This is a genomic window from Bifidobacterium sp. N4G05, from assembly GCF_002742445.1.
GTDB lineage: Bacteria > Actinomycetota > Actinomycetes > Actinomycetales > Bifidobacteriaceae > Bifidobacterium > Bifidobacterium hominis.
On record NZ_NJNQ01000004.1, the window covers coordinates 110,432 to 126,244 of the forward strand.

Below are 15,813 nucleotides of genomic sequence, written 5' to 3' on the forward strand. Positions count from 1 at the left end.
GTGCACTGATTATCCCAGCGCACGGCACAACGGTATTTGGAAGATATCTAAAAGATATGTAGAAGATTTTTAGAAGAACAGCGCTGCCACTCCCGCTGCGAAGCACATGAGCAGGATCGAAGTGATGAGGCTGGCAAGGAACGCCTTCTGCCCCTTCTTGGCGAGTGCCGAGAAGTTCACGGTGATGCCCAATGCGGCCATGGCCATGCCAAGCACGATGTAGGCGAAATCGACCAGCTGCGGGGTGATGGTGGCGATGAACGGCACGAACGTGCCGATGATCGACGCTCCGATGAAGCCGAGCATGAACCACGGGAATGAGATCTTGCGCTTGCCGTCCGAAGGCATCTGCGAATGGTTCTTATCCCACCAGATGGCGATGATGATGGCTGCGAAAACGAGCATAAGCACTCGCGACAGCTTCATGATGGTGGCGATGTCGACCGCGCCGAACGCGTCACCAGCCGCCACTGCGTGTGCGATTTCGTGCAGGGACGCGCCGGCTGTGATGCCCAGCTGGGTGTTGGTCAGTCCGGTAAGAGGGCCGAGCGCGATTTCCACGAGGGCAAAGATCGTGCCCATGATGGCGATGATGGCCACGGCCATCACTTCATTGTTGGCTTTCTCGTCTTCCTGTTCCGGTGGAACCTTGATGGATCCGGAAAGTCCCATGACGGCTGCGGCACCACAAATGCCGGTGCCACCTGCCACGAGGATGGCCAGTTGCGGGTCAACGCCGAGCTTACGGGCGATGTTGTAGCACACGACGATGGTGAGCGTCACCACAACAGCGGCAATCGGCAAGCATTTGATGCCTTGCGTGAACAACACCTGCAGGTTGAGTTTGAATCCAAGCAGAATAATACCCAGGCGGAGCAGCTTGTTGGAGATCAGTCCTGCTGCGTCTTTCACACCGGCCTTATGCTCTGGTGAACGGCTGGAATACCATTTGCGAATCGGAAACTGCAGCACCATGCCGATCAGCAGTGCGATAATCAGCGCACCGAACAGGCTGAATCCAGGGAATTGCTTCAGCCATGAGGCGATAATGGACGCGGCCAGCGTCACAATGCCGATGAATACCATCTCTTTGGTGGAGATACGTTTCCACCACTTCTCACAAAACTCTTTCACAAGCATTCAAGAATAAAGCAGATACAGCGTGGAATCAACAGTCAAGTTCACATATTCGGCATTACGATTTGCTGCGATGTGGGAGTTGCACTTCGGAGAAGATGATTGCGGCGAAAATCAGCGCGAATCCGCATACTGACGGCACGGTAAGCGCAAACGAGATTTCGAATGCCACGCGGTACTTTGGAAAATGTTTTACTGCGCTTTGGCTGCTTGTTGATTCACCCAGTTGTCGGCCATTTCGATGGCTTCATCAAGCGTGGTTTTGGCGGCCTTGTAATACTTGGATTCTTTGACGCCGCTATTGTCGATCAGCTGCTGGCCCGCATCAACGGCTTTGGATAGCGCGCTCAACAGTTTGCGTCCGATAAGGGTGAGATCGCCGTCATTGCCGAGTTTGTCGATAAGCGCGTTTGCCTTGTCAAGCGATTCCTGCAAAGCAAGTTTGGAGTCTTCCAACGATTCGGCATTGTCGTCTGACTTGTTTTGACTCGTCCCATCATTGGATTGCGTTGAATTCGACGTGCCATCGGAGGTATCGCCGCCGCTTTGCGACTGCTGGTTCTTTTCGATTGTCTTCAGACTGCCGTTCAGGGAGTCAGTTGCGCTGTCCAATGTTTTGGAGACGAGATTGAGCTGCGTGATGGTGGCGTTGGCTTTGCATCCTTCCACGTCGACGGTGCCTTCGGCGCTGGTCGCGGCGTCCGCGAACGCATCCAGAATATCGTCGACGCCAAGCACATCGCGCAGCACTTTCTGCAATTCGCTACTATTGTCGGACGTGTCGAGAATCGCCTTACGTGCCGCACTGAATTCCGCAACGGATTGACGGCATGATGCGAGCGCCTCTTGCTGTTTGGCGTGATAGACGTACACGCCTGCGCCGCATGCCACAGTGAGCGCCACGACCACGGAAAGGACAATCGGCCAGGTTTTGCGGGGATTGGAAGGCTGTTCAACGGCCTGATACTGATAATCCATATGCGTCCACCCCTTGCGAATCGACGGATGTCATCGTTCTTCGTCTTGTTAACCTCGCCTATTTTACGAGTCCGAAGATGGGAAAAACCTGAATGGACATCCCACGCACACCAACGAAGCGGGGTCGGGTCGGCATACCATACACGGATTCATGCACATCGTCGACGTGCGTGAATCCGCCTGTGCCGGCGACCACGGGAATGCCTTGCAACAGCCACAGCGCCGTGATCGTCGAAATGATGATCACGCTGGCTCCACGGATGAAGCCCCACAGCCGCATCAAGGTCACCATCCGCATGACCTATGGCTTCCACCACGTCAGCAGCCTCATCGCGCTCGTCATGCTCCGCTGCGGCGGACTCGACATACACCTACCACAACCAAGAACCTAACCCACGAAAACAGCAGAAGCCCCTCAATTCTTCAATTCCACTACAAAGGTCACATCACGGCATACGCACGCCGACGCGCGTATGCGTGCACGACTCCAGCAACGAGCCGTACCCGCCGTTAGATGGCAGGCTTCAGTATCGTGACGCCATGCGTTAGCGTCACCATGCAACGATAGGAACACACTATTTAAATAGTGCATCACGAAGGCGTGACGTTGCCCTTGCGCAGGTGCCGTAAGACTCCGCGGACAAAGCAATGAGGCTTCCCTGCGAGAAGGAAGCCTCATGTTCCATTCATTCTATTCAGCGATGATGGCGCCTAATCACCGATCATCCTTTGGGAACAGCGCGTCGAAGGCATGTTCCATCACGGACTTACGGCGGATCACACCGACGAGCCTGCCATCACCATCCACCACCGGCAGTTTCTTGAACTGCTTCTTGGCGAGGATTCGGGCCACCTCTCCAACATGCTGGTCGGGCGTGGCGGCAACGACCTTACGCGTGGCGATGTCCATCACCTTCTTGCCGGAGAGTGCCTGCACCTTGGAGGCCACGGTTTCGTCGTCGAACACCACCATCGTCGAACCGGTGCCGGTGGAAACCGTACGGGATTCATAGGTGGCAATCGATTTCATGACATCGCCGTCGCTGACGAAGCCGACGAGCCTGCCCTCGCCGTTCACCACGGGAAGGCTGGAGACGTTGAGGCGGATGAACTCGCGCACCACATGCGTGATGTCATCGCTGTCCAGGCAGCTGTAGGGCTGATCGTCCATGATCCCGCCGATGGACTGTTCCTGGGCCTGCTTGAACAGGGAGGCGGCGGGGGCCACGTATGCGCCGGCGTAGTGATGCTCGGCGGGCTGGCCTTCAGTGGTTTCGGCCGCGACTTCGGCGGAGGCTTGCGCCTCGTAGGCCTTGGCGTTGCGTGCGGCCTTCTCCTTGGCACGGCTGGTGACGGTGAAGATGCAGATGATCAGGGCGACCAGCGAGATGGCGGCGCACAGCAGGTAGGAGAACGCGATGCCGCTGGCCGTGGCGGACTTCACACCCTGGGACATGTGCGAGGCGGTCACGGATGTTTCTGCGGTGACCAGAAGCGAGGTCGCAATGGCTGCCGCGATCTGACGGCCGGTGTTGGCGATGGCGTTGCCATGGGCGATCATGTCGTTCGGCAAAGCGTTGATGCCCCAAGTGTTGATCGGCATGTTGGCGATAGCCTGACCGGATGCCTGCAATGCGCAGAGCACGGCGACAAACAGCACTGATGTCCTGGTGCTGATGGTACCGAGAAGACCAAGAGAGATGGTCATGAGCGCAAGGCCACCGATACCCACGCCGCGCGGGCCGAATTTGTCGAATGCGGCACCGGCGACCGGACTCAGGATGATGCCGACCGCCGCGGCGGGCAGCATGACCATGCCGGTGACGGTGGCGGATTGGCCGAGCACATTCTGGATGAAGATAGGCAACGTCACGTTGGTTGCGGCGACTGCGGCGTTGATCAGAGTGACCAGAATCGCGGAGTTGCGGAAGTTGCGGGTGGCAAGGGTGTCAACGCGCAACAATGGCTCATCGAGCTTGACTTGCTTGTATACGAATGCGACGAAGGCCACAAGACCAACGACGATTGAGGTAATGACGACCGGACTGGCCCATCCCATCGTGGAAGCGGACGAGAAGCCATAGAGCAGGCCACCGAACGCGATGGTCGAAAGGACCACGGACAGGATGTTGAGCTTTGGGTTCTTCAACTCGCTGACGTTCTTGAGCATCATCGTGCCTCCGACAAGGATGACCAGTGCCACGACTGCGATGCCAATGAACATCGGGCGCCATCCGAAACTGTCAATCACCAGACCACCGACAACCGGGCCGATAGCCGGGCCGGCGGCCATGACGATACCGGCCATGCCCATGGCGGTGCCGCGCTTATCCGGCGGATAGACGAGCATCGGCACTACGGCGACCAATGGCAACAGCACGCCGGAGCCGACGGATTGCAGTATGCGTCCGACGAGCAACAGCATGAAATTCGGCGCGACGGCACACAGCAGTGTGCCGACCATGAAAGTGGCAAGAGCTCCGGCGAAGAGCTTTCGGGTGGAGAATTTATCAATCAGATAGCCTGAAATCGGCACCATGATGCCCGAGGCCAGCATGTAGACGCTGGTCACCCACTGCACGGTGCCGGTGGTGATATTGAAATCACGCATCAGTGCCGGCAAGGCCGGTGACATGACGGTCTGATTGAGCAGCGCGATGAACGAGCCGACGACGATCACACCCACGACGATGAATCGGGTGTGCGGATCAATAGGCTTTACGGAACTGGCGGCGGACCCGAGTTCCGCGGTTTTCTGTGAGGTCACAGCATTTCCTTCTGTTGGTAACGGCATGTGTGGGCGATCCGGCCCCATGCTTGTGTCAAGACGCGAGGACACCGATGAGTCCGGGGTAAAGGAAAAGCCGCCATCCGTTCCGCATTCATATACGGCAAACGATTCGCGGCTTTGCGTAAGTTGATGGCTATGGTGAGCGATTCATGCGACGTCGACTGCGGATGGGCCATCGGTACATCCCGGCATAAGGCGTGTCCCCGCTACACCAGCATCGAGAATAGGGCCATTTGTGGATTGGCAAACAGAACATTGCCGATGAACGACCCACGGCAGGCGCGTGCGATGAACATCGCGTAGCGATACAGGTTCATGGCATCTCCTTGATGGGTTTTCGTATGGCAGGTATCGAGAAGCCTATCATCATTCAAATAGACGGTGAAACCCACGCATGCTCAACAATACACAAAATCTTCACAAGAGGATTGGGCTTACGCATACGCTACGCCTGAATAACGGTCCGGGGATGAATCAGGGGCGAGCTAAGGGTTGCGTCTCGTGTTTCCGTCATGATGTCTGGCAAAATAGTGAAGCTGAACATGCGAGGCATCGACCGGAATCGGAAAGGGACTAATCATGCGAGTTCTCGGCAATATCCTGTGGATCATTCTTGGTGGATTGGCCATCGCAATCGGATGGGCATTGGTGGGACTGATTCTGTGCATCTCCATCATCGGCATCCCGCTCGGCATTCAAGCGTTCAAGATGGCGGGACTCACCCTGACGCCGTTTGGCAAAACCGTGCAATACGGCGGCGGAGTCGGCTCTGCCTTGGCCAACATCCTGTGGGTGGTGCTGGTCGGCTGGTGGATGGCGCTCGGCTATCTGGGAGCCGGCGTACTCAACTGCATCACCATTATCGGTATTCCGTTCGGACTGCAATCGTTCAAGATGGCCAAGCTCGCACTCTGGCCGTTCGGCGCGGAAATCGTCAACCTGTAGATTCCAAATACTACAAAGCCGCCAAAGCAACCCTTGACGAGGCGGTCACCGACGTTAACAATTGGATTGACCAGCAAGCCGCCAAGGCCGAATAATAAAACACACATTATGCTGCCGCAGCAGCCAGTCCTTGCAGAACAATGTCATGACAAAGGCCTGAGAAGACGACTTCTCAGGCCTTATCCGTGCCGCTCCTCAGTCGCTTGTAGCGACAGCTCCCCTCAAAGAGAGGAGCCAGAGAAACACTTACTTTTTGGAGACGTTGAATTTGAATTCGACGATATCGCCGTCCTGCATCACGTAGTCGCGGCCTTCCTGACGTAGCTTGCCTTCCTCCTTGATCTTAACCATGGAGCCTTCGGCAGCCACGAAATCGTCGTAGGAGACGATATCGGCCTTGATGAAGCCCTTTTCGAAGTCCGTGTGAATCACGCCGGCAGCCTGCGGAGCGGTATAGCCCTTGTGAATCTGCCATGCGCGCACTTCTTTCTCGCCTGCGGTGAGGAAGGTGGAAAGGCCAAGCGTATCGTAGCCAACTCTCGCCAACTGATCCAGGCCGGACTCCTCAAGACCGGCGTCGGCGAGCATTTCGCGCGCGTCCGCCTCATCAAGTTCGGTCAGATCGGCTTCGAACTGCGCGTTGAGGAAGATGGCCGGAGCCGGAGCCACGGATGCGGCGAGCTTGGCCTGCATATCTTTGTTCTGCAGTTCGGCATCGTCCACGTTGAACACGTAGATGAACGGCTTGGCGCTCATCAAGTGCAGATCGTAGACGGAATCCTTGTCGAAACGGCCTTCGCGAGCCGCCTTATCAATGGTTTCGCCGGCTTCGAGAATGGTCTTCGCCTGCTTGACGGCTTCCATGTAGGCCGGTTCGATTTTTTTGCCGCGCAGATCCTTCTCCAGCTTCGGCAGCGCGTTCTCGATGGTCTGCAGATCGGCGAGAATCAGCTCGGTGTTGATGGTTTCAATGTCGTCGGACGGATCGACCTTGCCGTTGACGTGCACGATATCATCGTCTTCGAAGGCACGCACGACCTCGCAGATCGCATCGGCTTCGCGAATGTTGGCGAGGAACTTGTTGCCCAGGCCTTCGCCTTCCGAAGCACCTTTGACGATGCCTGCGATGTCGACGAACGTGACGGTGGCCGGCACGATCTTCTCCGTGTGCACGAGCTTGGCGAGCACCGGCAGGCGGTCATCCGGCAACGGCACAATGCCAGTATTCGGCTCGATAGTGGCGAACGGATAGTTTTCCGCCAGCACGTTGTTACGGGTCAATGCGTTGAACATGGTGGACTTGCCGACGTTCGGCAGTCCGACGATTCCGATAGTAAGAGACATGGTTCCTTAGCTTAGTATTAGGCTTCGATGGCGTCGACCGCTTTGATCACGGCACCACGGAACGCGCTTTCCTCCAACGATGCGACACCCCTGATGGTGGTGCCCCCTGGAGAGCAGACAGCGTCTTTCATGGCACCCGGATGCGTTTCGTTGGCCAAATAGAGCGCGCCCACGCCTTCCACCATTTTGGCGGCCAGACGATACGCGGTGGCACGCTGCAATCCATATTTCACACCGGCATCGCCCAATGCTTCGATGTACATGTCGGTGAAGGCCGGCGCGCAGCCGGCGATGCACATGCCGATGCCCATGTGTGCGGTGTCCACGCGTTCAATCAGGCTGATTGACGAAAACAGGCTTTCGAAGGTTTCCGTCTGTTCCTGCGTGAGCGTGTTGTCGATTTCCGTGACCAGCACGCCTTTGCCGACAGCCATCGGCGTGTTCGGAATGGTGCATTGGATGTGTGCCTGTTCGAAAGACGTTCCGAACAGGTCGCGGAATTTGTTCAGATCCCAGCCTGCCGCAATGGACACGACGATGGTGTTTGGCTGCGCCAGCTTATCAACAATCGGTGAAATCACCGCTTCAATCTGATACGGTTTGATGGCGATAACGACCACGTCGGCGGCTTCGGCCACTTGTGCAGCGGTATGCACCGCTTTCACACCAAGTTTGGCGGCGTTACATTTCAGCTTGTCATAGTGTGCCGCACAAGCCACAATGTCGTTGCCGCTGATTGTGCCGGCATTGACCAGGCCTTCGGCGATCGCCTGCGCCATGTTGCCGTATCCGATGAATCCGATGGTTGGATTGGACATGGTGTCCTCCTTGTCGTCTTTTCTAATGGACGTAATTGTTTTGGATGCGATGGTTTCGGAGAATTTCGGGAATGTCAGAACAGTTCTTCCAGGTCTCCCCTGTTCAACGCCTCGTCGAACAGGTGCTTGAACACCACGGAACCATGTACACCGTCGTGCTCGAATTCGTTGGTGGTCCAATAGTGCGATCGTCCCACACGGGACAGCGTATCAAATTGCAGACCGGAGTCGACGTACATGTCGTCGAAATAGACGGCGGTCTGCAACGGCACCTCGTTACGCGCCAACTGGTCGGCATCGTAGATCGTGCCGAAATGCGTGTCTTCCATAAGCACGTCCATGGCTGGTTTGAACGGACGCAACGCACGTTCCTGCTCGAACATCCACGGGAACATGGCCTCGCCGGTGAAATTAAGCGGACGAATGTCACCCGCGAATTCCGGATGCTCGCCGCGCACGCGCTGGGCGGCCCAGCAAATCGGCGTTTTCAGCTCGCCGTTAGCGTAGATGAACTCCTGCAACGGCCAATACAGTGGGCGAGACGAGGTCGCCTCCATCACGGAAGATAGGAATTCGTCAGACAGTTCCGCCGAGGTCGAGGCCGAACCGTCGCCGTCAAGGAATGCCTGGTCAAGAATCCAATGCACGCGTTCGAAACTTGGCTTCATACCGAAATCGGATCCCAAGCATTGGAAGCGTTCCACCGTGAGCGGATCGCCGTTCGGCAATGTGACCTTGCGCGATTGCAGAATGTCGGCGACGGCCACGACACGTTCGATATCGATCGGGTAACGCTCGTAGAACTGCTTCGTCTTTGCCGCCATGCGCGGGAACGTATGACGGTACACGTCGGTCGCATCGGCGGGAACATGAGGAATGCCGCCCGTGGTGAAACTGGCGATAACTCCTTGCGGGAACAGCGAAAGATACGTCAACGTCAGGAATCCGCCATAGCTTTGACCAAGCGTGACCCAACGTGCGCCCCTGAATTCGGTGCGACGCAGATGCTCGAAATCACGAACGATCGAATCAGCGAGGAAACGCTTCAAAAACGCGGCACCGGCCTTGCCGTCGCCGTCCATGCCCTCAATCACATGCGTGTCGACACGAGACGAACGCCCCGTACCACGTTGATCCGGCAACACCACGCGGAAATGCTTGATCGCTTCCTCGATCCAACCATCGGAACTTGGGCCGAGCGGACGCGGACCGGAACCACCGGGACCACCCTGCAGGAACACGAGCAACGGCAGGTCGTCATGCACATGTTCGGGAGCGGTGACCACACGGTAGAACAGGCTGATCGATTCGCCATCGAACCCATGACCGGGCTCGTGACCCGCCCAATCCAACGGCACCTTGATGGAACGATCCTCAATATGCAATCCGGGCACGTAGTATTCGCTCAGCAACGTCATGCATTCACCTTTCCTTTGGCGTCATCGGCATATTCAATGCGGGTAGTGACTTCTTGATGGATTCCATCTCACCCACATGCGGAGACAACCTTACCTCACAAAAGCGGCTTTATCTTACCGTTATTTCATTCCTGCGCACGATGGCGTCACAGCATATCTGGCGCTAGGGTGGAGCGTATGTCGAATTTCAAGCAGCGTTTCCTGTCGTGGATGCATGGTCATGTCTTCGCAGGCGATCTCATCCTCACGCTTGTTATAGGTGTTCTGCTGTTCGGCGTGACCGGCAGCATCACCTATAATCCGGGATTGCTGTTTGACCTTAATCCTTCCATACAGATGGCGTGGGAAGCGGCAATGCTGATCCCGCTGCTGATCCGCCGATGGCGGCCACAGACCGGAGCGTTGCTCTGTGTGGCATTGGCCTTGACGCATCTCATATTCGGCCCTTGCATATTGGGCGCCGATATTCTGGCATTGGTCATGCTGTATTCGGTGATCGTCTACGGCAATCCCAAAAACACGAAAGCCTTCATTATTCTAGCGTTGGCCATCGGTCTTCTGGCTTCGGCGTTGATGGCATGGACCATGACCAATGGGCCGCTGCTCACCGGTGGCAAAGTGCATACGTGGAGCAGTTGGAATGGCTCAAATCCAAATGGCTCAATGGTCACGGAAGACACTCTCGGCTCCATCTACACAGGAACATCCATGTCGGAAGTCGCCAACATGGTGGCGCAATACATGTTGGTGCTGACGCCGATTTTCGAAGTATGCATTATTTCCACCGTCATTGTAGCGTTCTGGCAGCGTGCCCGTCTGGCAACCGTTCGTATGATGCGGGAACGCAATGAGGCGATCGCCGCACGAGACCAGGACGAACGCGATATCGCCGCGTTGGCGGAACGAGCACGCATCGCACGCGACATGCATGATGTGGTGGCGCACACCCTATCAATCATCATCGTGCAGTCTGATGGCGGCCGCTATGCAGGCACGCATGATCCCGCGGTGGCTAGAAACACCATGGAGACGATTCGACACGAATCGGAACGCGCACTGCATGACATGCAACGTCTTCTGGGAGTATTCGGGGGTTCACCGCACGCCGATTATAACGATATCGGCAATCTTGTGGAACAAGCGCAAAACGTCTCCCCCGACATTCGAATCCGACGGAATATCACCGGCACCGCCAGCCCGGAACAACTCGGCGAACAAGCCTCGATAGCTTCCTACCATGTAGTGCAGGAAGCGCTGACGAATATCCGCAAGTATGCAGGGCCGCACGTCGATGTGCATATTGAAGAGTCATGGAACAACGGTTTACTCACTTTGACCGTCACCGACAATGGTCATGGCGCAGCGGCCAATATCGACGGGCATACGCCAGGTTACGGCCTGCTGGGCATGAAGGAACGCATCGAATCGGCCGGAGGCTCGTTGCAGGCTGGCCCTCAACTCGGCGGAGGCTTCGAAGTCATGGCCACTCTGCCTTACGGCGGTAAAGAACATGTGACAGACGAAACCGGCGAACAGTATGCCTCGGAACAGTCCGAATCGTGCAACACAACTGCCATATCCAGCAAAGCGAAATTATCCGACGAAGCAATCGCACCTCACACAGTCGTCAACATATCGGCGCGAATCCCAGATCAACCATCGGAACAGACGCAGGAAACCAACCAACCGACCGGTCGCGATCATCGTTCGAATGCCCTGCAACATTTGCGCATCACCGCACCCAATCTGCATGATTTGCTCACATCGTTGAAACTGAAATCCGTAGAACTTGCAAATACATCCAATTCACGAGGACTGAATTGGGTGGAACGTGTTTCCGCGTGGACGCAGCGCCATTATGTGCTCATGGATTCCGTTGATGCCGTGATATTGGTCATGCTGCTGAATCGCATGCCGATTACGTTCTTTTTTGATAGTTCACCTCATGTGCAGCTCTCTCATGCGATCTCCGCATGCTGCTTGCTGGCGCTGGCTCTTCGACGCAGGTTCCCCGAGACTTGTGCGCTTATTGTGTTCGTATTGTCGGTTGTGCAATTGGTGTTTTTGGAATCGATTGAGGTTGGACATATCGTAGCGTCGCTGTGTGCGCTGTATTCAGCCGTATTGTATGGGCGTGAACATGTATGGCGTTGGACCGGTCTTGCCGCTGTCACCTGTTCAGCTCTGATGGGCTTGAAAATCGCAGCTGTTCAACACGGATACACTACCTTGTTCGGCGCCATCGCCGCTTCCGTGGGCTTGACAAAACCGGTTTCAGCCACGTCAAGTAGTAGTGCAGCGTTCTTTACCGGCGTTATGTATACGGTTGCGGTGCTGATGCTGATGCTGTGCGCCGGCATCATGGCGTGGGCACGTTGGGCTCGTTCCAGCGATTCAAACGCACTGGTATTGCAGGCTCGCGAAGAGGCACTGGTGGCAGAGCAGGAGAAGCAGCGCATTCTCGCGGCGAATATGGAACGTGACCGTATCAGTGCCAGCATTCAGGCTGAAGTCACCGCCACGTTGAACAGCGTGATTAGTCAAGCCGTCGATGGTATCCGCATGCTGGATAGCGCCGAGGCACAAGGCAAAGAGCCTACCACCGACGAGATTTCCGCAGCGTTCAAAGCCATTGGCGAGCAGGGGCGCGCCGCGCTCAAACGTATGCGCGAATTGCTTGGCGTGCTTCGTGAGACTGGTTTCAGCGATGACACTCATGCCGGTAGTGCGAGCGAACTGCAGTTGAGGCCCGCAGCACCGTTGGAGGAGCAGCTGCAGCGCGTGTCTCGATAGCCGATTCAAGTTTTTCAGGGAGATTTAAGGGTTTGTTTCGCGCTATGAGCGGAACAATGCCGATAAGGTGGAGAGTATGAGTGAAGAACAGAAGATTCGTGTGGTCATTGCCGATGATCAAGAATTGGTACGTGCCGGTTTCGCCATGGTAATCGGGTCCCAACCTGATATGGCGGTTGCGGCGCAGGCTCGCGATGGTGCAGAGGCTGTGGCGTTGGCGGAAACGCTGCATCCTGACGTGGTGTTGATGGATGTGCGTATGCCCGGCATGGATGGCATTGAGGCGACTCGGCAGATCAGTGCGTTGCAGCATCGCTTTGCTGCCGATGGAACGCAATCAGAAGTCACTCATACCAAAGTGATCATTCTGACGACATTCGATTTGGATGAATATGTTATGGCTGCGATCACTGCCGGAGCTTCCGGTTTTCTGCTGAAAGATACGGAACCGGAAACATTGCTGAATTCGATTCGCACGGTTTTTCAAGGTAATGCGATTATCGCACCGTCCGCCACGAAACGTCTTATCGAGAAAATGATGGAAGGCGATTTCATGGCTGCGAATGTTGGCGCACATAGAAATTCCGCTGCTGCTTCCACTTTTGATTCGACGTACACCGATCCGGAATTAGATGAACTGACCGATCGCGAGCGCGAAGTGCTTATTGAGATCGCGCATGGATTGTCGAATCAGGAGATTGCCGACAAGCTTTTCATCAGTCTGCCGACGGTGAAAACGCATGTGGCGCATATTCTGGCGAAGATCAATGCGCGTGACCGTGTGCAGGCGGTGGTGTTCGCTTACGAAAACCATTTGGTCTGATTGATTTGTTGTTTTGCGTATGCATGATACGCAAAAAGGACTCCTACCATGTTTGTGGCAGGAGTCCTTTTCGTTGTGTTTGCTATGAAGCTTAGGCTTCGGCGAGCGCCTCAACAGGAGGCGTGCTCACTGCCCTGCGTGCGGGGAATACGCTGGCGAGCAGTGCTGCCACGGCTGCCACGGCGAGTACGATGCCGTTAATGCCCCATTCGAACGGGAACACCACTTTGCCGTACATGCTGAACACCACGTATGCGCCCAGCCAGCCGAACAGTGTGCCAAGTAGTACGCCCGAGATGCCGGATACCAGCGAGATGAGCAGGGCTTCCACCGCGAGGGAGCGTCGCAACTGACCTCGAGTCATGCCGATGGCACGCAGTGTGGCGGATTCTCGGGTGCGTTCGATCACTGACAGCGACAGCGTGTTGGCTACGCCGACAAGTGCGATGAGCACGGCCACGGCGATCAATCCCACCAGAAGCATCATCATGGAGTCGATCATGTTCGCCCATTCGATGCGTTCGGCGATCGGTCCGGTCACTGTTGCATCAGTGCTCTTTTCCAATGCGGCCTGCATGTTGTTGTAGATGCCGTCGACGGAAACTCCCGATTTGTCAGTATCTGCCTTGACCAGCAACACATGGGTGGCGGCGTCAAGGTCACCATTGGTGAAATGGCTTTCATCCACGAATCCGACAGCTCCATACTGTGCGGATACGCGACGGTAATCGGCTTGCTTTGCTTGCAATGTCAGCGAACGCGTAGCGTCGCCGTCCTGGTTCCATTCGGTGGAGAAATCAGCCGTGCCATTGGCGAACTGCAGTTCCTTGCCGGTTTGCGCATTGTATGTTGGCATGAGCACGCTATCACTGTCGATGGAGGCGTTACCCAAGTTGACACGCATGACCTGCTTGACCTGATCGATGTTTTTCACGCCGACCAGCAATGCGGACGTAGGCTGGGTTCCATCCGCTTTCTCCAAGGTCACGGAAACCGCCGGTGCATACAACGTGTCGGACACGCCGTTGATGTCGGCTACATCCTTGGCCATTTGCTGGCTGATGTCATCGCCCATGGCCACGATGTCGACGCTATAACGGGTGGCGAGCGCACCATTCATAGTCTCTTTGGCGCTAGCGGCACCGGTTGCGATGGTGGAAACCAAGGTGACGCCGATAAGCAGAGCGGCACCGGTTGCTGCGATGCGTCGCGGATTCTTCTGAATGTTGGCGTGTGCAACTGTTGCGGAAGGTCCTGTCAGTGAGGCCAACGCTCCAACGCCCTTCATGAGGGTCGGCATCCAGAACACCGCGGTGACCACCATGCCGAGGAACACCAGTGCAGCGCCGGCGATGGCCATGAGCAGAATCATCGTGAATTGATCGCGGGTCGCTTCCTCGCCGCCATTGGTGGCTTGTACCTGCCAGATGGAAAATACTGCCATGGCGATACCGACCACCACCATCAGAATACCGATTATGGCTCGCGCGAGGCTGGAACGACGGTTGTCGGTCAGTTCAATCGGGCGCAATGCCTCCAATGGCGTCACCGCAGTAGCGGAGCGTGCGGATCCCATGGATGCAAGCACCGTCACCACAATGCCGAAGAGAATCGGTACGACGGCGGCTTGCCAGGAGAAGTTGAACCGCATACCCGCCTGCATGATGTCGCTGACGCACATGCCCCACATGAGCAGGCTTCCAAGCACCACGCCAAGCACGGATGCGACGAAGCCGAGCACCACCGCTTCGAACAGCACGGAACCATACAGTTGGCCTTTCTTCGCGCCGATGGTGCGTAGCAAGGCGAGTGTGCGGCGGCGTTGCGCCACGAGCACTTGGAACGTGTTGGCGATCACCAGAGCCGCCACGAACATGGCAAGCACGCCGAAGCACATAAGGAATGTGGTGGCGATGTTGGTTTGGTTGCCGCTTAAGGATTTGATGCTTTCGTCACTGATTTGCTGTCGTGACATCAGATCGAAATGCTTTGGCAGCAACGCTTTCACACCGTTGATGGTTTTTGCGGATACGCTGTTTCCATCCAAGGCAAGGTCGAGATACACCATTGTTGTTCCGGTGGCGTTGAAATCGTCCACTCCCTGCATTGCGGCAAGCAGATTGTTGGATCCTACGATCGCACCACCATAGTATGAGTAGGCGCCGTTCGGATCGGATGTGAGTCCTACCACGCGCACGTTGTCCGCCTTGGCTTTGCCATCGTCGCCTACCGCATATCGGGAGGTCAGGCTTACAGTGTCGCCAATGCCGACGTTCAACTGTTTCGCCATGTCTTCCGGCAGCGCGACTTCGTTGGAATCCTTCGGCTGGTCCCCTTCCGTGATATTCACGGGGAGCATGTTCTTCTGTGCCGCGGTGGAAATGATCTCGCCGCTGACGGTGCTGTCTCCCTTGGAAACGCTGACGCCGGATTCCACCGAGGCACGGACGCCGCCAACCCCTTCGATGCCGGCGATCTGGTCGAGATGAAAGTCGCCGACAGTGCTGGAATACGCCTCGTTGAGTTCCTTATCGCTCAGGTCGGAGCTGTTGATGCTCACCGCATAGTTGGCGTTTCCGAACATGGCAGTCAGCCGCCGTGTCAGGGAGTCATTCATGGCATTGCCGAACAGGAAGGTGCTGGCGATGAACGCCGTGCCGATCATGATGGCGATGCCTGCGGGTATGAGCATGCGCTTGGTTTTTCGCATGAGTTTCAAAGTGATGGACCACATGGTGGATTCTGTTCCCTTCTTCGAATGCTTCT

General features: G+C 56.2%; 12 protein-coding genes. 3 read left to right on the forward strand and 9 right to left on the reverse strand.

Annotated elements, in window-relative coordinates:
* Positions 1–69: 69 nt before the first annotated feature.
* The 5 genes from CE153_RS05185 to CE153_RS09130 form a co-directional block, all read right to left on the reverse strand.
* Entirely contained in the window at positions 70–1,134 is a 1,065-nt protein-coding gene (locus CE153_RS05185) for a YeiH family protein (protein ID WP_099595537.1), read from the reverse strand.
* Positions 1,135–1,329: 195 nt separating this feature from the next.
* A complete protein-coding gene (locus tag CE153_RS05190; protein ID WP_099595403.1) occupies positions 1,330–2,115 on the reverse strand; it encodes a hypothetical protein in 786 nt (261 codons plus the stop codon).
* Between the two features lie 58 nt (positions 2,116–2,173).
* A complete protein-coding gene (locus tag CE153_RS08850) occupies positions 2,174–2,413 on the reverse strand; it encodes a hypothetical protein (RefSeq protein ID WP_180753426.1) in 240 nt (79 codons plus the stop codon).
* Between the two features lie 417 nt (positions 2,414–2,830).
* Positions 2,831–4,882, reverse strand: coding sequence for an MDR family MFS transporter (locus CE153_RS05210; protein WP_099595404.1), 2,052 nt, complete (start codon positions 4,880–4,882; stop codon positions 2,831–2,833).
* Between the two features lie 230 nt (positions 4,883–5,112).
* The gene (locus tag CE153_RS09130; protein ID WP_180753416.1) at positions 5,113–5,298 is read right to left on the reverse strand and encodes a hypothetical protein; all 186 of its coding nucleotides are present in this window, start codon (positions 5,296–5,298) and stop codon (positions 5,113–5,115) included.
* Positions 5,299–5,485: 187 nt separating this feature from the next.
* Here CE153_RS09130 and CE153_RS05220 point away from each other — a divergent pair, with 187 nt between their 5' ends.
* Positions 5,486–5,851 (forward strand): YccF domain-containing protein, encoded by a 366-nt coding sequence (locus CE153_RS05220; protein ID WP_025221493.1) that lies wholly within the window; start codon positions 5,486–5,488, stop codon positions 5,849–5,851.
* A gap of 246 nt (positions 5,852–6,097) precedes the next feature.
* Here the strand turns inward: CE153_RS05220 and ychF are convergent, their stop codons facing one another.
* From ychF to CE153_RS05240, 3 genes are all read right to left on the reverse strand, one after another.
* The gene (gene ychF, locus CE153_RS05230) at positions 6,098–7,195 is read right to left on the reverse strand and encodes a redox-regulated ATPase YchF (protein WP_003836618.1); all 1,098 of its coding nucleotides are present in this window, start codon (positions 7,193–7,195) and stop codon (positions 6,098–6,100) included.
* A 17-nt stretch (positions 7,196–7,212) separates the two neighbouring features.
* The gene (gene proC, locus CE153_RS05235; protein WP_099595405.1) at positions 7,213–8,013 is read right to left on the reverse strand and encodes a pyrroline-5-carboxylate reductase; all 801 of its coding nucleotides are present in this window, start codon (positions 8,011–8,013) and stop codon (positions 7,213–7,215) included.
* A gap of 74 nt (positions 8,014–8,087) precedes the next feature.
* On the reverse strand, positions 8,088–9,431 hold the full coding sequence (locus tag CE153_RS05240; protein WP_099595406.1) for an alpha/beta fold hydrolase: 1,344 nt from the start codon (positions 9,429–9,431) through the stop codon (positions 8,088–8,090).
* A gap of 177 nt (positions 9,432–9,608) precedes the next feature.
* On the opposite strand from CE153_RS05240, the gene CE153_RS05245 reads away from it, so the two are divergent.
* Entirely contained in the window at positions 9,609–12,224 is a 2,616-nt protein-coding gene (locus tag CE153_RS05245) for a sensor histidine kinase (RefSeq protein ID WP_180753417.1), read from the forward strand.
* A gap of 76 nt (positions 12,225–12,300) precedes the next feature.
* Positions 12,301–13,047 carry a response regulator gene (locus CE153_RS05250; RefSeq protein ID WP_099595407.1) on the forward strand — a complete coding sequence of 249 codons (747 nt, stop codon included), beginning with the start codon at positions 12,301–12,303 and terminating at the stop codon, positions 13,045–13,047.
* 91 nt (positions 13,048–13,138) lie between these two features.
* Here CE153_RS05250 and CE153_RS05255 read toward each other — a convergent pair whose 3' ends face one another.
* Positions 13,139–15,781 carry an ABC transporter permease gene (locus tag CE153_RS05255; protein ID WP_099595408.1) on the reverse strand — a complete coding sequence of 881 codons (2,643 nt, stop codon included), beginning with the start codon at positions 15,779–15,781 and terminating at the stop codon, positions 13,139–13,141.
* Between the last annotated feature and the right edge of the window lie 32 nt (positions 15,782–15,813).